Source organism: Fibrobacter sp. (assembly GCF_017545445.1).
Taxonomy (GTDB): Bacteria; Fibrobacterota; Fibrobacteria; order Fibrobacterales; family Fibrobacteraceae; genus Fibrobacter.
This window is the reverse complement of sequence record NZ_JAFWOM010000148.1, coordinates 16,077-35,075: the sequence shown is the minus strand read 5'-3', so window position 1 is coordinate 35,075 and position 18,999 is coordinate 16,077. Positions and strand designations below refer to the sequence as shown.

General features: G+C 47.6%; 16 protein-coding genes. 6 read left to right on the top strand and 10 right to left on the bottom strand.

Annotation, left to right across the window (positions count from 1 at the left end; genetic code table 11):
* Window positions 1–5: 5 nt before the first annotated feature.
* From IKG78_RS17340 to IKG78_RS17320, 5 genes are all read left to right on the top strand, one after another.
* A complete protein-coding gene (locus tag IKG78_RS17340; RefSeq protein ID WP_290945817.1) occupies window positions 6–830 on the top strand; it encodes an ATP-binding cassette domain-containing protein in 825 nt (274 codons plus the stop codon).
* Window positions 831–937: 107 nt separating this feature from the next.
* Window positions 938–1,861 carry a methionyl-tRNA formyltransferase gene (fmt, locus tag IKG78_RS17335; RefSeq protein WP_290945815.1) on the top strand — a complete coding sequence of 308 codons (924 nt, stop codon included), beginning with the start codon at window positions 938–940 and terminating at the stop codon, window positions 1,859–1,861.
* A complete protein-coding gene (locus IKG78_RS17330; RefSeq protein WP_290945814.1) occupies window positions 1,855–3,120 on the top strand; it encodes a transcription antitermination factor NusB in 1,266 nt (421 codons plus the stop codon). The genes fmt and IKG78_RS17330 overlap by 7 nt, the downstream gene beginning before the upstream one ends.
* On the top strand, window positions 3,117–3,719 hold the full coding sequence (locus IKG78_RS17325; RefSeq protein ID WP_290945812.1) for a hypothetical protein: 603 nt from the start codon (window positions 3,117–3,119) through the stop codon (window positions 3,717–3,719). Before IKG78_RS17330 ends, IKG78_RS17325 begins: the two co-directional genes overlap by 4 nt.
* A gap of 11 nt (window positions 3,720–3,730) precedes the next feature.
* The gene (locus IKG78_RS17320) at window positions 3,731–5,428 is read left to right on the top strand and encodes a hypothetical protein (protein ID WP_290945811.1); all 1,698 of its coding nucleotides are present in this window, start codon (window positions 3,731–3,733) and stop codon (window positions 5,426–5,428) included.
* An 18-nt stretch (window positions 5,429–5,446) separates the two neighbouring features.
* On the opposite strand, the gene IKG78_RS17315 is transcribed toward IKG78_RS17320, so the two are convergent.
* The 8 genes from IKG78_RS17315 to IKG78_RS17280 all read right to left on the bottom strand — a co-directional run bounded on the left by IKG78_RS17315 (window position 5,447) and on the right by IKG78_RS17280 (window position 15,934).
* Window positions 5,447–6,583 (bottom strand): A/G-specific adenine glycosylase, encoded by a 1,137-nt coding sequence (locus tag IKG78_RS17315; protein ID WP_290945809.1) that lies wholly within the window; start codon window positions 6,581–6,583, stop codon window positions 5,447–5,449.
* A 277-nt stretch (window positions 6,584–6,860) separates the two neighbouring features.
* Window positions 6,861–8,291 (bottom strand): glycosyltransferase, encoded by a 1,431-nt coding sequence (locus IKG78_RS17310; protein ID WP_290945807.1) that lies wholly within the window; start codon window positions 8,289–8,291, stop codon window positions 6,861–6,863.
* Window positions 8,254–9,036 (bottom strand): phosphoribosylformimino-5-aminoimidazole carboxamide ribotide isomerase, encoded by a 783-nt coding sequence (hisA, locus tag IKG78_RS17305; protein WP_290945805.1) that lies wholly within the window; start codon window positions 9,034–9,036, stop codon window positions 8,254–8,256. The genes IKG78_RS17310 and hisA overlap by 38 nt, the downstream gene beginning before the upstream one ends.
* Window positions 9,036–10,097 carry a lipocalin-like domain-containing protein gene (locus IKG78_RS17300; RefSeq protein ID WP_290945803.1) on the bottom strand — a complete coding sequence of 354 codons (1,062 nt, stop codon included), beginning with the start codon at window positions 10,095–10,097 and terminating at the stop codon, window positions 9,036–9,038. The genes hisA and IKG78_RS17300 overlap by 1 nt, the downstream gene beginning before the upstream one ends.
* A 100-nt stretch (window positions 10,098–10,197) precedes the next feature.
* A complete protein-coding gene (locus IKG78_RS17295; protein WP_290945801.1) occupies window positions 10,198–11,181 on the bottom strand; it encodes a GDP-mannose 4,6-dehydratase in 984 nt (327 codons plus the stop codon).
* Window positions 11,182–12,807: a 3-dehydroquinate synthase gene (aroB, locus tag IKG78_RS17290; protein WP_290945799.1), complete on the bottom strand. Its 1,626-nt coding sequence runs from the start codon at window positions 12,805–12,807 to the stop codon at window positions 11,182–11,184.
* A 1-nt stretch (window position 12,808) separates the two neighbouring features.
* Window positions 12,809–13,732 (bottom strand): shikimate dehydrogenase, encoded by a 924-nt coding sequence (aroE, locus tag IKG78_RS17285; RefSeq protein WP_290945797.1) that lies wholly within the window; start codon window positions 13,730–13,732, stop codon window positions 12,809–12,811.
* A 186-nt stretch (window positions 13,733–13,918) separates the two neighbouring features.
* Complete coding sequence (locus tag IKG78_RS17280; protein WP_290945795.1) at window positions 13,919–15,934, bottom strand: carbohydrate binding domain-containing protein; 2,016 nt, start codon at window positions 15,932–15,934, stop codon at window positions 13,919–13,921.
* Window positions 15,935–16,115: 181 nt separating this feature from the next.
* Between IKG78_RS17280 and IKG78_RS17275 the strand changes: the two genes are divergently transcribed.
* Window positions 16,116–17,498 (top strand): nitroreductase family protein, encoded by a 1,383-nt coding sequence (locus tag IKG78_RS17275; RefSeq protein WP_290945793.1) that lies wholly within the window; start codon window positions 16,116–16,118, stop codon window positions 17,496–17,498.
* Window positions 17,499–17,884: 386 nt separating this feature from the next.
* Here IKG78_RS17275 and IKG78_RS17270 read toward each other — a convergent pair whose 3' ends face one another.
* Complete coding sequence (locus IKG78_RS17270) at window positions 17,885–18,553, bottom strand: LrgB family protein (RefSeq protein ID WP_290945791.1); 669 nt, start codon at window positions 18,551–18,553, stop codon at window positions 17,885–17,887.
* A gap of 21 nt (window positions 18,554–18,574) precedes the next feature.
* Window positions 18,575–18,949 carry a CidA/LrgA family protein gene (locus tag IKG78_RS17265; RefSeq protein ID WP_290945789.1) on the bottom strand — a complete coding sequence of 125 codons (375 nt, stop codon included), beginning with the start codon at window positions 18,947–18,949 and terminating at the stop codon, window positions 18,575–18,577.
* Window positions 18,950–18,999 lie beyond the last annotated feature (50 nt).

Here is an 18,999-nt window from a genome sequence, read left to right as displayed (position 1 = left end):
GCTTGATGAACATCGAAAATTTTGATAAGGCAGTTCCGGCCATCGAGGTGAACGAACTTACGGTAAAGTTCCCGATTCGCGGTGGCGTTTTCAGCAAGGTCAAGGATTATTTTACTGCTGTTGACAATGTTTCTTTTTCGCTACCGCAGGGGAAAATTCTTTCGATTGTGGGAGAGTCGGGCTGTGGTAAATCAACGCTTGTGAAGTCGCTAGTAGGACTTGTGCCCATTGCTAAGGGTGATGTTAATTTATTCGGATTTTCGGTGAAAAATGGAAAAGTGGGGACGGCGAAGGATTTTGTTCGTGTTTCGGATTTGGTGCAGATGATTTTTCAGGATCCGTTTAGCAGCTTGAACCCGCGACAGACTGTGGCTGAAATCTTGACAGCACCCGTTGTTGCCCGTGGCATTCCTTTTGATGATGCTTGCAAGCGTGCTAAGGAACTCTTGGACCGTGTTTCGCTCCCGACGGGGGCAATGGACAAGTTTCCGCATGAATTTTCGGGGGGGCAGCGTCAACGCCTTTGCATTGCGCGTAGCTTAATGGTTCGTCCCAAGGTGTTGCTTTGCGATGAAGTGACGAGCGCTTTGGATGTGTCTGTGCAGGCGCAGATTTTGCACTTGCTTGATGATTTGCGTTGCGAACTAGGACTCTCCATTTTGTTTATTAGTCATGACATGCAAGTGGTCCGTGCGTTAAGCGACGAAGTACTTGTGATGTACTTTGGCCATGCTGTGGAACATGGGGCTGCTGATGATGTTCTCTCGAATCCACAGAACGATTACACGAAAAAGCTTTTGGCGAGTGTTCCTACTATTCGTAGAGCGTAAATTGCTGCGTATTGCGTCAAATTGAATTGTTCAATGTCTTTGCCATTCCTGTCCCTTGACCGAGATAAACTCCGACGGGAATCTTCTTAAAAACTATATTTTACAATATGAAAATTGTATTTATGGGAACGCCGGAATTTGCGGCGCATTTTTTGGAGCATTTGATTGCTTCCGATAACGAAGTTTTAGCCGTTGTCACGCAGCCGGATCGTCCGGCGGGCCGTGGCCGCGTTCTTACGCCTCCGCCTGTAAAGGTGGCTGCTCTTAACTGTAATTTGCCTGTGTTGCAGCCGACGGACTTGAAGTCGCCGGAATTCGAAGCGGACCTCCGTAAATACGATGCCGACTTGTTTGTCGTCGTGGCTTATTCCATTTTGCCAAAGAACATCTTGGGTGTTGCAAAATTTGGTGCGGTGAACGTTCACGGTAGTTTGCTTCCGAAATATCGCGGTGCTGCTCCGGTGCAACGAGCTATTGCCGATGGCCTCAAAGAAACAGGCGTAACGGTTTTCCGTTTGGACGAAAAGATGGATCATGGTCCGATTCTTGCCCAGCGCACGGTTGTGATTGACCATCAGGATACGACCGCAAGCTTGCTCGACAAAATGGTCGCTCCGGGCTGCGATGCGTTGGACGATGCGATTAACCAACTCAAGAACGGCTGCGAAAAAGATTTGACGCAAGACCACGCTCAGGCCAGTGGCGCTCCGAAAATCAAGAAAGAAGAAGGTTTGATTGATTTCAGTTTGCCGGCACTCACGATCCACAACCGCATACGTGCATTTAACCCGTGGCCGGGCGGATACGGGAAGCTTGGGGGTCGCATGGTCTATCTCCGCAAGACGGATACTCCAGAAAATGCTCCGAAGCTTGCTCCTGGCGTTGTCGAATTTAAGGACAATCGCTTCTTTGTTGGCACTGGCGAGGGCGCTCTCGAAGTAATTGAAATTCAGGCCGAAGGCAAAAAGCCCATGCCCGTTGCAGACTTTATGCGAGGTATCCAAAAACGCGAGGAACTTCAATTTTGCTAACGGAACGTGAAGAAGCCTTTCGAGTCCTTTTGCTTTGGCTAAAAGATGGCTCGTTCATCAAGGAAAGCGGACTCTCACCCTTTGCGATGGAACTTGCTTTGGGCGTTTGCCGTAGGCACTTGTATCTCGAATATTTCGTCAAGTCGCTCACCAAGAAAAAGCCATCGCTCGAAGCTCGTGTGATTCTTGAAATGGGTATCTTCCAGATGTTCTTTATGGACGTTCCTGATTATGCGGCGATTAATGCAAGCGTGGAACTTGCGAAGTCTGCAAATCTTGGCGAAAGCACTGCGCGTCTTGTGAATGCTGTACTCCGCACGGCTCGCCGTCAAGGCGAACCCGCGCTTCCGCCACAGCGTGTGCGTCGCGTAAGTATCGAAAATTCTGTGCCTGAATGGCTTGTACGTCGCTGGTTTGATGTGTATGGCGGTGACCGTGCCGAAGTTTTGGCAAAAGCAACGCTCGATCGCCCGACGGAATGGATTCGTGTGAACTTGCAAAAAACAAGCGCACCGGTGCTTGCCGAAAAACTCGGTATCACGGGTTCGTCGATTCTGTACGATCGCTACATTGAAATTCCACGTGATGTCGGCGTGAAGCTATTGCTTGCCACGCCAGAATTTGTGAAAGGCGAATTCTCGTTTCAGAATCCGTCTGCGTTCGAAGTCGTGAAACTCCTTGACTTGAAGCCCGGCTTGAAAGTTTGGGACGCTTGTGCCGCACCCGGCGGCAAGACTGCCCTCATGGCTGAAATGGATAGCTCGTTAGAAATTTTCGCGAGCGATTCGTCTGCTTCGCGACTTGAAAAAATGCAAGACCTGATGAATCGCCTCGGCCTCACAAATATCAAAACCGAAGTCCTCGACCTCGCCGCAGTAGCCCATACCCCAGAGGGAGCCGAAGGCGACCGACCCCATAGCCCATACCTTTTCGACCGCATCCTCCTTGACGTCCCCTGCAGCAACATGGGTGTTATCGCGCGTCGTCCGGAATCCGTCTATCGCATGACTCCGGAATCTATTAATGAAATTGCTGAATTGCAATTCCAGATTCTTGAAAACGCATCAACGGCACTCGCTCCGAACGGTCGTCTCGTTTATGCGACTTGCAGCCCTGATCCTGTTGAAACGACACGCGTTATCGCTCGCTTCCTCAAGGCTCATCCTGAATTTGAAAAAGTGGGGCCGTCTGTTTTACCAGGACAGAAAGATTCTCGTTTTGATGGCTTTTTCGCACAAGCTTTGGAATATAAAAAATGAAAAAACTTATTACGATTCTTGCTTTAGGCTTGGTATCGTTTTTGCATGCGGAGGATCCACTCCAATTTCGAAATGATTCTGCGGCTGTTCAAAGTGATGTTTCTTTTTCGCATTTGTCTGTCATTCTTGATGGGGGCGAACTTTATCCGATGGGCGACCTGATGGATGCCGTGAAAAATGCTTTGTATGGTGGTGTCGGCATTCGCTACACTTACTGGGAAGACGTGGATGGTATTGTGATGTTCCAATACGCTTATTTTAAGCCGAATACAGATATATATTACGATGGTGTTCATCAGTTCATAGGACGAGTTGGTGTTGATTGGAAATGGAAACTTATTCATCCTGTTGTTCTTGGGGGGGGCTTTACTTGTAACTGGACACGTGCTGATACGGATAAAGAAAATAGTGACCTCCGTGGTGGTACGTTGGTTGATAACGAAACCGAATTTGGCTGGTTTGTAAGAATTAATCTGCCTGTGTTTAAGTATAAAGAATATAGTGCAGGTTTTCATGTAATGTGGGAACAACTTTGGACTCTTCCGAAACGTTCTAATATGTTGTCTGCTGGAGTTACTGTAGAAAGGAGCCTTTGGTGATGAAATTATTTATGAATAAAATAATTGTCATTGTGGCTATTTGGGCTTGTTCCTCCTTTGCGTCTGTCGATGCGGAAATGGATGGCTTGGAAGTTGTTTCCCGCGACGATGGAACATTTTTGGTGGGCTCGCCTACGTTCTATTTTGATCGTGCTCTTGGAGCAGGAGGAATCCATTCTGAAAGTGAACTGTGGACTCCGCGCAAGTTACGTTACCGTCAGCTTTTAAATCGCTTGTCTGTTTTGCCGAACTGGGATCCTATTGAAACACCATCAATTTGGATGAAATCTGGTAACGAATTGGGCGATATGATTTATAATGATTTTTTAATAGAAAAAAAAGATCGCCCTATGAATAGAACCCCTATTTTGGAAGGTGGCTTCCGCTCACCGCTGTTTCATGGATTATGGGCGACATTCCGTTTATTTCAAGATGATCATTATTGTTTTTCTTCGGCAAGATCGTACCGAAGATTTTTGGTAGGTAAATCTTTTTCGCTTTTTGGTGAAAACTGGCCGATGTTCAGCTCTGCTTACGGTGGCCTTGGATACAGAAACGATTTTATAAATGCGTTTGTTCTTGCAGGAATGGAATACATATGGATTTTTTCTGAAAGTTCCAGATGGATTCCGATAAAGTATAAACCGCGTATTGAAGCGCGTGCGGATTTTGGCAATTTTTCGACAACGCTTGTTTATGAAAATGCGGAATATCAGGACCTGCGCAAAAACGAATCTGGTGAACGCCATGAAGTAAATGGATCTGTCGTTTATAATTGCGGTGAAAGTTGTCAGCGCGGTATGCTACAACTTTCAGCAGGGCTTGCATTTCGCTTTGTCGATGATGATGGCGTGGTTTATACGGGCCTACAGAGTGATCGTGTATTGTGGCCGTTCCTTGAAATGCGTTTTGCTCCAATGAAACCGCTCAAGTTTGATGTAATGTTCGGTATCAACGATAGAGATTGGCTTGTGCAAGATAGCGTTGAATATCAGGTTCCTGCTTTTGAAAAAATGAATATTACAGTGGGCGCAAAAAACATTGCTGGAACGCGTTTGAATCCTTTGGCGGATACACATGAATATTTTGACGGTGATACGATCTCGCTTACCGCCGATGGCTACATGAATTTATTGCAAGGGTATGTCCGTTTTGAAGATTCTCTCACGAATTTCCTTGGGTTTGGCGTTCGGGGTAGTTTTTGGGCAGAATATGGTGCAGAAACATTTGATGTAAGTGAATTTGTTAAAGATGTCGATTTCTTGTTCCGTCATGGCGATGCTGGACGCATCAATTCTTGGATAAAAGGTGTGACTGGAGAATTTTGGTTAAAACTTTGGTACAAGGATATGCTCAAGTTTATTGCACTTGCGGGTTTTGAACGCATTGATGGTAATGAAAAACGTTTTGAAGTCAATCCCTCGGAATTTTTCGTTTCGTTCAATGCTGATTGGCTGATTCGAAAAACGTTCCGCATTTCTCATTCTCTGCGATACCGAAGCGACGCGCAATGGAATCTTCGTTCTCAAGACCCGCTTATCGTAAAGGGCGACTGGTTCTGGGATGCCACTTTTGAGCAACGCTTCCCGAAGTGGGGGATTTCGTTAGCTGGAACCATCATTCAAGCTCTTGGTGATGAAGTAAAGCAAGCACCGAATGGTGGATATAGTCGTATGCGATTTTTCTGCACTGCAAAGAAAGCTTTTTAGCGAATGGTCTTAAATATTCTAGAACACTTTCTTTAAAGCTTTCAAGCTAAAGCTGTTCGCGAAAGTCTCAAAGGCTTTCGCTTTTTCAATCCATTCAAATACGGCAGACTTGTCGCTATTCGCTTTAGATTTTGGCAAGTGCGCATTATTTGCTGTTGTTGTAAGCCGCATGTGCAGCACATTGCATTCGATTTTGTGAACGGTAATGTTATGGCGGAATGTTCCGCAATCATTGACCGATTCGACATCATCCGCGTTGATGTATTCTTCTGCTTGTGCAGGGATTCCGACCGTTGCTCCGCGAACGCTTTCAAAATGGGGCAAAGCGAGCTGCCCGTCCAAAAATTTTTGGCCACCATTTACAGCAAGAATTTTTTCGTCTGCACTTTCGATAACGAGCACTGTTCCGTGCCAGCTTTTTTCTGTGCGCTTCTTTGTGGGCGGAAATTCAGCCGTGCGGCCATCCAAAAATGCACGACATTCTTTATGGAGTGGGCATGTTTCGCAGAGCGGCGACTTTGTCTTGCAAACGGTTCTGCCAAGCTCCATTAAAGCTTCGTTGTGCATGTATGCTTTCGGCGAATCTGCCACCTCCCGCGCATATCCCCAATAAATCTCGGAGGAAGATTTTTCTGTCATGCCCGTTTCGTTACTTGTCATGCCCGATTTAATCGGGCATCTCCTTTTTTCTACTTTATCCGTCGGCAAAAAAGCAAGCTCATAAAGCCTGCTGAAAATTCGAACAAGGTTTCCGTCCAAAATCGCTTCGCGTTTATGGTAGGCAAGGCTTAAAATTGCCCCTGCTGTATAAGCGCCAATTCCCGGTAACGCTTCCAGTTCCTTGCGGGTCTCCGGCATTTTGCATCCCACCCGAGCATTCTCATTCAACGTCATCCTCGAAGCGGAGCGAAGGGGATCCTGTAAATTTTCCTCGCATACAATCTTCGCGGTCTTCAGTATATTCCTAGCACGACTATAATAACCAAGCCCCTGCCAATACTTGAATACTTCTGCTTCATCTGCTTTTGCAAGCGTTTCCACATTCGGGAACCGTCCCATCCAGCGGATAAAGTAATCCTTGACAGTCGAAACTTGTGTCTGCTGCAACATCGTCTCGCTAATCCATACCGCATACGGATCACGGGGCGCGTCCAAGTCCGCAGGCCTCCACGGCAATTCCGCCGCGTTCTCCTTGAACCATTTGCACAGCTTTTTTAAGGAATGGGGTGTCATTGGATGTAGGTGTTAGGTAATAGGTTTTAGGTATTAGGAATAATGGTTGTATTAGACGAGAGAGGCAATGTTACGAAAGCTAGTTTACATGATTTCATAACTGAGGCGAAATGTCTTGCACGGAATGCAAAGACGAGATGAGAAAAGTCGAAACTTCGCTGTCAAACTATAATCTTTCGTCTATCGTCTATCGTCTAACCTAAATCCTGTACGTTTCTTGCTTCAGTTTCCTGAAGTATTCGAACTGCGTTTTCGTCGAGCTTTCAAGCGTGTAGCGTTGGCTGCGTTCGTGGCTGTCGATTCGCATCTGTTCATAGACATCTTGCTTTTCGAGCTTGATTGTTCGGCATTCTTCCAATGTCTCGATCCACTTAGCCTCATCAATCGGCAAAATGCGACCGCACTTGTCGTCTTGCACAATGCTTCTCGGACCGCCGTAATTGCTGACGATTGCAGGGGTTCCTGCGGCCATCGCTTCGACAACAACGTTTCCAAACGTATCGGTTGTGCTCGGGAACAAGAAAAAGTCCGCATCTGCGTAAAGACTTGCGAGCATCTCGCCGCCTTGTTCGCCAGCAAAGCAAACGCTTGGATTGTCTTTGAACCGTTTTTTGATTTCTTCAAGATACCAGCCGTAGCCGACGTACATAAGCTCTACATCGTCAAATTTCGCCGAGAACTTGTCCCAAACGGAGTTCAAAAATTCCAGGTTCTTTTCTTTGGAAATACGCCCGATAAATGCGAAACGCACTTTCTTTAAGCTGCGTTCGCTGCCGAATTTTTCCCAAACGCCTTTGCCGCGCAATTCCGGCGAGAATCTTTCCAAGGGGAGTCCGCGAGGCAGGATTTTCACTTGATTCGCTGGAACCTTTAATTCCTTTTCGAGAATATTTGCATAGTCTTCGCAAGGGCTAATGACGGGGCGCGCCATCCAATAGAAAATACGCATGAGCCAAAGCACGTATGTATGCATCCATTTAGCTTTCACAAGCGTTTTGGCGTAAGTGGGCACGTCGGTGCGGTAATGGCTAAACACCTTGATGCCTGCAATCATGCCGCAAAAGCAAACGACCCAAGCTCCTGGACTCGGCGTTTCGAGTTCAATCATGTCGATGGGGTAACGCTTGAGCAACCGCAATGCCGGCGAAATTCGAGGAATGGCAAGTTCGCTATTGGCGTATCCGAGCTGTTCCATGGTGAACAAGCGAGGCAGCAAAATGCAATAGCTGTTTTCGACGACACCGCAGGGGCGAGTGTTGAATGCGCTTCCGGCGAGGTAAGCCTTCATTCCATGGTTACGCATGTATGGAATGACGTTTCTCAGATTGTTAGCAATACCGTTTGTTTCGTCCAAGTTGTCCGAGTAAAATAATATGCGTACATCGTTCGGATCTCTACGCTTGCGTTCTTCTTTCAAGTAAAAACGCAACTTCAAAAGTCTCGGGAAATTGATGATAATCGTGAGGAACACCAATGGCGGAATCCAGCAAGTACGGATATTGCCGGGCGGCCTATGGTCAAACGAAAACATCTTGCGGAAGGTGCTCGTGACCTTACGTCCAAAGATGGCGGGGCGAGAATCCAACTTGTCACTAGTCTTGAGCTTTGTTGAACTTGACGCAATCGTCATACTTCACTCCTTTGCCACCAAACAAGTCTAAAGCGCTGCCTATGGTGAGGTCAATTTTTCCGTTCGAAATTTCTTTGCAGTGTTTCAAGTCTTCTAGCGATTTTGCGCCGCCAGCATACGTGACAGGGATGGGGCTATTCTCGGCGAGGAACATGATGAGCTCGTCGTCCATGCCTTGCTGCTTGCCTTCGACATCTGCAGCGTGAACCAAGAATTCGTCACAGCTTTGTGCGAGGTCTTCAAGCGTTTCTTTGTTGATTTCGATGTCGATAATCGTCTGCCAACGGTTCGTCGCAATTTTCCATTGCGGTTTTCCATCGACAAATCCTGTGCGTTTGCAGCTCAAGTCCAAAACCAAATGCTCTTTGCCGACAGTTTGCACAAGTTCGGCCAAGCGTTCGCGGTCGAGCTTTCCATCTGGGAAAATCCAGCTCGTCACAATCACATGCGATGCGCCTGCGTCGATGTATTCACGAGCGTTCTGTGCGTTGATTCCGCCGCCGACTTGCAGTCCGCCCGGATACGCCAAAAGTGCGTCCTTTGCCGCACTTTCGTTTCCCTTGCCGAGCATAATGACATGCCCGCCCTTGATGTTGTCGTTCTTGTAGAGTTCTGCAAACCATGCAGATGAACGGTCTGTCTCAAAATTAGTTTGGAGTCCCGCTCCGCTATCGGAGAGAGAACTCCCAACAATCTGCTTTACTTTTCCATCGTGCAGGTCGATGCAGGGTCTAAATTTTGTCATTAATCCTTGACCCCGGTGATTGCCCAGTCAATATTCTTGCCAAGCCCATTCTGGCTACGACCGCGATAGAACAAGACTTCTCCGCCTGCTGCGACCTTCATGGCCTTCTTTGCAAACCAGCCGTCAATCTTGTCCAAAAGCGATGCTTTTTGCAAAACCTTGTTTACGGGGAACACTAAAGGCGTGACACCATTTTTCCATTCAAACGCCAAGGTTGTCTTCGGGAACTTTTTACCGTTGTATTCCGTTCCGCCTTCCTTGATCTTTGTCGGGATGGCGACCTTCATACCTTGGGGGCCGTTAAAAAGAGCATAGCCCATAAGCTGGCCTTCCGTAGTAAGCGTAATGCGACCGGCATGCATCGGGGATTTGTCGCTTGTGCTGAAATTGATGGTACGCACCGCCATGTCTGTCGCCTGTGCGGTTTGCCACGTCTGGTCCATGTAGGCGTAGCCCTTGACCGTCAAAGTATCGTCGTTGTAGGCAATCTTGCCTGTAACGCGGCCATACGGAATATGGATGTACTGGGCGAATTTTTGACTGCCGTATGTCCAGATGCCGTCACCTGGAACCATTCCCGATACAGCGCTTTCAAACGTCACGTCGAGGAGGAATTTTCCACCCTTGTCCGCGCTATAAAAAACGCGATGTCCTTTGCCCGGCTTGTTTTCGAGCAGGTATTCATCGGTCTTGATGGTGATGGTTGCTTTTTCCTTGTTGGCGACAAGGCGTTCGGGCGGATACTGGCGACCTACGGAGTATGTTTTTCCGTTGAAGTTCCAGAAACTCAAATCGCAACCGATTTTGCGGCCCGATCCCGGAACGTGAAGGAGCGAGTAGTTCACAAAAGCTCGGGTGCCGTTATCGAAAACGAACTGGTAGCTCCAGGTTTCGTTAAATTCTTTGGAGAGAGCCTTATGTGGCATAAAGTCGTTGACGGTGAGAGCACGGTCTGCTCCGGTGGGTGCAACGACATCTGCGGCATTAGCAGTCGCAGTAAAGGCGAGCAGGGCGAAAATCCCCACTGCAATATTTGCAAAATTTTTTATTTGTAATTTCATATTGTAAAAATAAAAAAAAGCGGCTCTTGTGGAACAGCTTTGTCTCGGATTTACGCTGAACGGCGTTATTTGGGGATAAACCGCTAGTATGTGGATTGAATTACAGACGCAAGTCGCGGCCCATGCCCATTTTGAGTTCTACGCGGCGGCGGACGACCATCTCGTTGAACAAATCTGCAAGGCAGTCTTCCATGCAAATCATGGGTTTCCAGCCGAGGTTCATGATTTTGGTGGGGTCGCCAATCAAGAGCGGAATATCGTTGCTGCGGTCGTAACCGGGGTCGAATCTGAAATCGACGCTCACACCGGAAATTTCCACGAGCATTTCGACGAGTTCGCGGAACGTATAGGATTTTCCGCAGCAGATGTTGAATGCTTCGCCGGATTCTGCTGTGTTTAAAATCTGGATGGCTGCTCGGGCTACGTCACGAACATCGACGACATCGCGACTTACGTCAAGACTCCCCGAATAAATAACCGGTTCAGCACCGTAATACTTTATCTTCACCAGCTGGTAGGCGATGGAAGGGATTACGAATCGGCGGCTGTGATGTGGCCCTGTAAAGTGGAACGGGCGGGCGAACACGACGTGCAGTCCGTTCGCATTGCGGAACTGGTTGCCGAGAATTTCCATGCAGGCTTTGGATGTGGCGTATGGAGTGAGCGGATTGGGAGGGTCTGATTCCTTGTGCAAGTAGGTCAGTTGCTTGTCCGTCCTGCCGTAGATTTCGCTGCTGCTGAGGAGCAACGTTCTTGCTTTAGGTGCCACTTGACGCACGGCTTCGAGGAGCGTCTGCGTTCCAAGCAAATTAATGTTGAGCGTTTCGTAGGGCTTTTTATAGCTGAGGCCTACGGAAGACTGGCTTGCCAAATGGTAAATATGCGTCGGGGACACTTTCTGGATCATTTCCTGGACGTTTCTGAAATCCAGCAAGTCTCCGGTCAGGTATTGAACGCCTTCGACTTTTTGCCACGGTTGTGGAAGTTCATCACTGAAACTGTACAGTTCGTGATTGGTGCCGCTTAAGTTCGAAAGAATGCTGAACCCAAGTGACCCAGTACCTCCGGTAACCAAGATACTCATCTATAACACCTCGCTTGCTTGGATGGCTTTCCAAGCGTTTGCAATAATACCCTTATCAATATTACAAACTTTTTCGACTTTTCCAATCTTTGTAGGCAAAATATAAACTCTTGTGCCTTTTTCTGCTTTTTTATCAACCGCCATAGCATTCCATGCGGCATCGACGTTTACATTGTAGTACTTGGGGAATCCAAGAGTGTCGAGCAATGCGTTTTGGCGTTTTTCATCATCTTCCGAAAGCTTTCCGAGAAGCACTGCTGCGCGTGCCGCAACTCGCATGCCCAAAGAAACTGCAATGCCGTGGCTGTAAAGTTCGTAGTGGGTGAGCTTTTCAATGGCGTGCCCGAACGTGTGCCCGTAATTGAGGATAGCGCGGAGGCCCGCTTCTTTTTCGTCGATGCCTACGACTTCGGCCTTGATTTGGCAACTGCGGAAAATCATGTGCTTCAAGACTTCGTAATCATGGGCTTTAATTTTTTCCACGTTGTTTTCGAGGTACGTAAAGAAATCTTCGTCGTAGATGACGCCGTACTTGACGATTTCGGCAAGACCAGCAAGGTATTCGGTCGGGGGGAGCGTACTCAGCACAGAAATGTCGCACACGACTGCTTTCGGCTGATAGAATGCTCCAATCATATTCTTGCCTTCGGCGTGGTTCACTGCGACCTTGCCGCCGACGGAACTATCGACCATCGACAAAAGCGTTGTCGGGAACTGCACGAACGGGATGCCGCGTTGGTAAGTGGCTGCCCCGAAACCAGCCATGTCGCCAACGACTCCGCCGCTGAACTGCAAAAGACAGCTCTTGCGGGTGTAACCGCGGTGCAGCATAAAGCTGTAAAGCTGGTTCAAGTTGTGGAGCGTCTTGTGGCCTTCACCGGCTTGGAACTTGAAAATCGGGCAACGGCCAGCCTGGCCGCGAAGTTCCGAAAGCTTTACGCTCTGCTCCTTGGCAATCGTCGTGTCCGTGCAAATCAAGAATTCATACGTCGGCGAAAGGCGTAGGCCTTCAAGCATGATGGCTGCATCTGGCACAATATTCTTGCCGATGAAAATCGGGTAGCTGTCGCCTTCGCTCGGATGCACGTCCAAAGCGTGATTTTCCCAGAACTTGAGCATGTGCATGATGCGTTCCGTGACGTGGTTCTCGGAACAATCGTTGGAACTTTCGACGCTGAAATTCGCGTGGGCGTAATTCTTTTCGCGTTCCTTGAGCATCTGCTTGATTTTTTCAAGGCGCTCTTCGTCATTCAAGTTCGCAAGGAGCGGGCGCGTGTTCTTGCGTCCGATGCGTTCCGAAAGCACTTCGGGCTTTGCCCAAAGGCGGATGATGGTTCCGCTTTCGCTGATGAGCTTTAAGTTGTCCGGGCGCGTTAAAGCACCACCGCCAAGCGATACGACAAGAGGCTTTTCGCTTTTCGCAATTTCCTCGATGACATCGTGCTCCATCTTGCGGAATGCGGCTTCGCCATCTTGCTCAAAAATTTCAGTGATGGATTTTCCGGCACGTTCAACGATAACGTTGTCTGTATCGACAAGCGGACGACCGAGACGGTCTGCGAGGGCTCGACCGGTACGGCTTTTGCCGCTGGCCATGAATCCTGTAAAGTAGAGATGCTTCTTCATATTAGCCCTGCATTCCTTTGCGCATAATCGCGGTAAGTTCTTCGTTTGTTTTGTTTTCGGTTTCTTTGGGGAACCACTTTTTAAAGCTTTCAAGCCCTTGGTGCACGAGCATGCCTTCGCCGGTCACGATTTTGCAGCCCTTCGCTTCTGCCATCTGCAAAAGCTTGGTGCGTGGAGGCGTATAGACGATATCGCAAACGACTTGACCCTTGTGGAGGCAATTGTCTGTAATGGGGGAGTCGTCGATGTTTGGACTCATGCCCACAGATGTCGCATTGATGATAATGTCGAATTTTGCGGAAATGTTTGCGAACTCGCTGAATGTCGTGACCTGAACGGTCGTGAAATTTTTGCCGTTTATGCCCGCAACTTGCGATTGGAAAAATATGTTCAGAGAGTTTGCAAGTGCTTCGCCTTTTTCTTTAGAGCGGCATACGATTGTCAGCTCGTTTTCTTGTTCCACAAGCGTGAAGGCGATAGACTGGGCGGCTCCGCCGTTTCCGAGGAGTGCAATTTTTTTGCCAGACGGATTTACGCCGTTCTCTTCGAGATTGCGAACGCAACCGTACGGGTCGGTCGTGGTTCCGCAGAGCGTCCCGCCGACAATGCCGTCTTTCCAGTATAGCGTGTTCACGCTTTTTGTGAACTTGCTGATGTCACTCAATTCGTCAACGAGCTTGGGATTGCCATTTGCGTCGATGAATTCCGTCTTGTAAGGGATGGTGACATTTGCGCCATGGAACTTCATCGCCTTGAAGCCTTGAATCGCTTGGGCGAAATTTTCTGGTTCGGGTGCGTAAGGAAGATAAGCCGCATTGATGCCAAGGGCGTCAAAAAGGGCGTTATGCATGGCGGGCGATTTGCTGTGTGCAACCGGATGCCCGAAGATGCAAAGAGTTTCCGTCATTCCGTTTATGGATGCCAAAGTAACCTCGTATGTCCTTCCCACCTGTGGGGAAAAACTCTAAATAATACACTACAAAGATATATTATTTTTAGAGAATGGATGTTAGTTTTTAGTTACTAAATGTTGGTCAAGTCTTATTGTCAAAAAAGCCACGCATTTCTGCGCAGCTTTTATTGTTTAAGGAGCAAATTTGTTTTCTAGGACTTACTTCCCGACGCCGAGAGCTTTGTCCAGGCCTTCAATCAGCTTGCCGTTTTCAATCACGGAGAAGTTGCCTGTGTAGCCCCAGTGAGTCCACGGAATCTGGAGTGTATCGCAAATTTCGCGCATGGCCGTGAGGTAGTTGATGCGGGATTCTGCGGTAGAGCGGAGGTTCAATGCGCCAAATTCGTTGAGAATTACAGGAACATTGTTCTTGGCAGCCCATTTCTTTGCCTTGAGCATTTCTACCATGATGGCTTCTTTGTTGCCCGTCTTATAGTAGTTCTTGATGGCTGTCTTTACGCCGGATTTAGAACTCTTGTTGACGCCGAAGTCTCCAGAAATGGTGGACCATTTTGCTTTATCATAGGGGAACGGAATATCATGAATGGAGGCATAGTCCGTCCAGGAACCGCCCTGATGTGTGAAAACAAACGGTTCGTAGGTGTGGATAACGTAGATGATATTGTCGTCGGTGAACGGTGTACGCTGGGCAAGCAGGCTGATGGAGTACCACTTGGCATCGCCAAAGAGGAGTGTCTGCTTCGTGTTGACCGAGCGGATGGCGTCAATCATTGCTTGTGCAGCTTTTGTCCATTGGGCGGCAGTCACCTTGCCTTCGGACATGTCGGGTTCGTTCAGGAGTTCAAAGAACACATCTTCACGGGTGTTCTCTGCGTAGTGGGCTGCGACATGTTTCCATACTTCAGCCATCATCTTGATGTAGTTCGTGTCTTTTGCGCTAGTGGAATTGTAGCTGTTGTCGTATTCGTGGTAATCGATCACGAGAGACATGTTCAGCTTGCCCGTCCATTCCACGAAGGAGTCGAGAACCATGAACAAAGTATCGTCATCGAACTTGAGTTCTGCATCGGTGCCCTTGACGAATGCATCGCGGTTTGTTGCGTAAAGGTCAAGGTCAATTGGCAAGCGGATGCTCTTGAATCCGTTATCAGCAAGAATCTTGATATCTTTTTCGCCAAATTCGAAAGATTTGAACTTGCCGTTTGCGTTTTCGAGCCAGTTGGTAAAGCTTACGCCCTTGTCCAAGTATTTTGCAGCTTTAGCCTGCAACGGGTTTGTCACAGTGATTTCAGCTTCGGTGAATTCCACTTTGGGAATGACTGGGTCGTTAATCTCCATGTCCGGCTTGTCTTTTTCGACTTCGCTGGTATCTTGCAGATAAATGTTGTCGATGAAGAGCGAATCCGTAATGACTTTGCTTCTGTTGCCTTTTGCTTGGAAACTAATTGCCATGATATTCTTGGCATTAAACGTAACTTCTTCGCCCCAACCGCCTTGGACCAAGTCCTTGAAGCGAACGACTGCTTGTTTCCAAGTACGCGATGCCGGAATTTTTGCAAGATGTACGTCATAATCCAGTACGTCGGTCACTTCGATATGGACTTCGTGTGCCCCGCCCTTGTACCAGTAAGTGATGCCGCCAAAACGAGCGTTGGCTTCGTCCGGTGCGACTTGCAATCCCCAACCTACGTAGGGGTCGAATTCGTAATCGCCCTTGTCTAACGAGTAAACGACTTTGAAAGCGTAGTTGGAACCGTTGTTGACAGGGGTTGCAATGGGGTATTTTTCTTCGTTAATAGGGGTCGTAATGACGGATGCTCCAGAGTTATCCTGATCATCATAGGTGTACCAACCGTCACCTGTTTTGCTTACGCCGTCGCCGTCTTCAAAGTCATCAACTAAGACACCGATGCCTTGCGGCAACGTAATCGGGCCTTCTGCCGGGAGATCTGTTGGCTGTACGACTTTTCCCGAATCTCCCGGTGTAACGGTCTTGCCTGAATCTGCCGGAGTAACCACCTTACCCGAATCCGCCGGAGTCGTGGTTTTTGTGGAATCAGTACCAGGCTGAGAATCGCCCGGTTGGGGATTCTGTTGGGCTGTATCCGGATTGTTGATGAGAGGAACAGAGTTGTCGTCGCTACAAGCTGCGAGTGCCATCAATGTTGCGATTCCCAAAATACCCAATTTCGGGTAAAAATTCTTGAGTTGCATAAAGCCTCTTGTGTTTTTTTCGTTTTTCTCGTAAAAAAATAGATTTCGGGTGAGCGTATATAATGAAAAAAATGACAAATCGTGTTTACAGGTGTATCAAGTGTTTTGATGTTTCCAAACCCCCAACCACTAATCACTAACCACTAACCACTAACCACAAATTTACTATCTTGCATTTTGAATGCGTTATTTCTCGGAAATTTATCATGAATCGACTCAGTACATTCCCCACGGAAGCGGGGATCCGGTTATTATGCATTGGGAAAAACAAGCGTATGCAGATAAACGCTATAACGGTTGTCAGAGGTTTCCGCTCACTGCTGGTTTTATGCCGGTTCTTTCTCCGGTTTCGGCAGATTATTTGAACCCGGTGTGCATTTATGCGGTCGTTCACGGAATGGATATTCCCGATGGTGTTTATTATGTTGATCGTGAAGATTCCAAACTTGTAAAGCTAGGCGGTGGCGATGTTCGCAAGGCGATTCTTTCCGCATTTCCGGAGCCGGAGTTTATAACGGAAGCCCAGACTATATTCCTTTATACGGGGCTTCTTGAAAGGGCAGTTTGGCGGTTCCGTGAAGCATCGTATCGCCAAGTGCAGATGGACGTAGGCTCGGCTTGTGCCAATACGATTCTCCTCGCAAAGTCGAGAGGGCAAAAGGTCTTTCCGCTTGGCGGTTTTGTTGATGATTCCATTGCGGTTGCTCTTAAGCTTGGTGCAACAGAAATGCCCATGGCGGCCATTGCGATTTTCCCAGAAAAGAGCATGGTGGCGTTCAACTCTGTCGATGATGGTGTCGGTGAATTAGCTTATTCGAACCATGCGGAGATGAATGCTTACGTGGGCGAAACTGAATGCAACTTTGAAATTTCGCGTTATCCGTCTCGGTTCATGTTGCAGAACCATCTTGAAAATATTGAGGATTTGAATCTTTGCATGAAGGTGCGACGCTTGAATGCGCAGGCATTGCCGGGCGACGAGTTTCCACTCACGCCGTCGAAGTTTACGCACGAATATTACTTGCGTGAACTTTGGTATTTGCGTCCAGACTCAAAAGTAGCGACTCCGTTTGCACATGGAACGTTGGACTTGGATGATTTTTCGTCGATGTTGAGATGGCTGGAAATAGCGCAGTTGAACGCTTTTGGTGCAGGGCTTATCAAAATTTGGGTCATTGTTTTTGATGTAATGTTCGTATATGCTGGCGTGTATCGCTATATCCCTGTCCGTAAGTCCATTTACATGCAAAGTGGTTCTGCCAATCCGAAAAAATTCAGCAAGTGCTTTGCTGTTCCCGAACAAGTTCAAAATACAATGTTTGCAGTCGTCCTTACATCCAATTTAAATGAATCCTGTAATGTGCTTGGCAATCGCGGCTATCGCTACATGAATTTAAATGCAGGCGTGCTGGCTGAATCGCTTTATGTTTCTGCCCGCTTGCTCAACAAGACTGCACGCGAAGAACATTTTTTCTATCACGACGAACTGAAAAAGCTTCTCGACATTCCCGAATCCGAAAGCATCATCACGACTATGCTTGTTGGAAAAAGTCAAGTGAAGTAGTAATTGGTCATTGGTCAATAGTCAATGGTCGTTAGTGGCTTGTAGGCGGTAGGATATTTGCGTCGTCATTCTCGACCGTCAGGGAGGAAATCCATTATTTTTCTTATTGTGCATGCCGGTGTTGTTGGGGGTGTGTTTTGTCTGCGTCTCGTCATCCTGACACCGGAGGCGGAAGGATCCAGTAAATTCATGTAATGCGAAAACAGAAATTAACTGGATTCTGCTCCTTCGAACCTAACTCAACTATGGCAACAAGTTACCAAGTTTCATATATCGGCTTTGCCTGGGAATGACGGCTTCGTGCGTCATGAACGGTGAGAACTGCAAGAATCTCCTTGCACAGTACGCTTGTGTCTTCCTGAGCGTAGCGAAGGATCCAGTGACATTTACGCGAATACGTTCAAGAGTATTGGTGCAATAAAAACGGTTATTACGCCAGCAACGCCTATAGACAAACTGCTCATCGCTCCTTGTACTTCGCCAATTTCCATTGCTTTGGTTGTTCCAAGTGCATGGCTTGCTGTGCCGATGGCGACACCTTGTGCCACAGGATGTTTAATGCGGAAAAAACGACAAACAAGTGGTGCTGTGACTGCGCCCGTAATTCCCGTAATGACAATGGATACGATTGTAATGGATGGAATGCCGCCAATTTGTTCTGATAAAACGGAACCCATTGGAATGGTTATGGATTTGGGTGTTAGCGAATACATCAGAGTTTTGCTCAAACTAAAAATTTTAGCGCAAGCGATGACACAGAGAACGCTAATCGTGCTACCGACGCCAATTCCCGCAAGAATCGGCAGCCAGTTTTTCTTGAGAGCTTGGATGTGTCTGTACAAAGGAACGGCAAGCAGAACTGTTACCGGTCCGAGGAAAAATGAAATGTAATCACCGCCGGCTTTATATGTGTCGTAACTGATTCCCGTGATGGTCAAAAATCCGATGATAAGAATGGTTGCTATGAGAATCGGGTTGAGAAGTGGATTTCTCCACTTGGTGCGGATAGTAACGCCGACTTCATAAGCGATGATGGTAAGGATAATTCCGAACATGGTGTGGTGTAGGGGGATAGGCTATTTTTCGGTTTCGTTTTTATCGGCTGTTTTTGATTTTTTGCACAACAATTGCACGGTCCAGCCTGTAGCAGCCATCGTCACGATTGTAATAGCGATGCAAAGGAACAGCAGTATCGGCCACTGGCTTTTAACATCGTCACCGACAAGCATAAGCCCAATTGCTGGCGGTAAAAAGAAAAATGCAAGACGCTTTAAAAAGAAATCGCTGATTTCACGAATTTGTTCTAATTTGACAATCTTGAGACTGAGCAGAAGGAGCAGGATGAGCATTCCGAGAATGTTTCCAGGGATGGGAATCCCCGTAAAATCGTGAATCAAGTCGCCTACGTAACAGATCCCTAAAATCAAAGCCAATTGTAAAAGCACTCGCATGCTGCCAAAGATAGCATTTTAGAGGTTAAAGATTAGGGGCTAGGGGACTG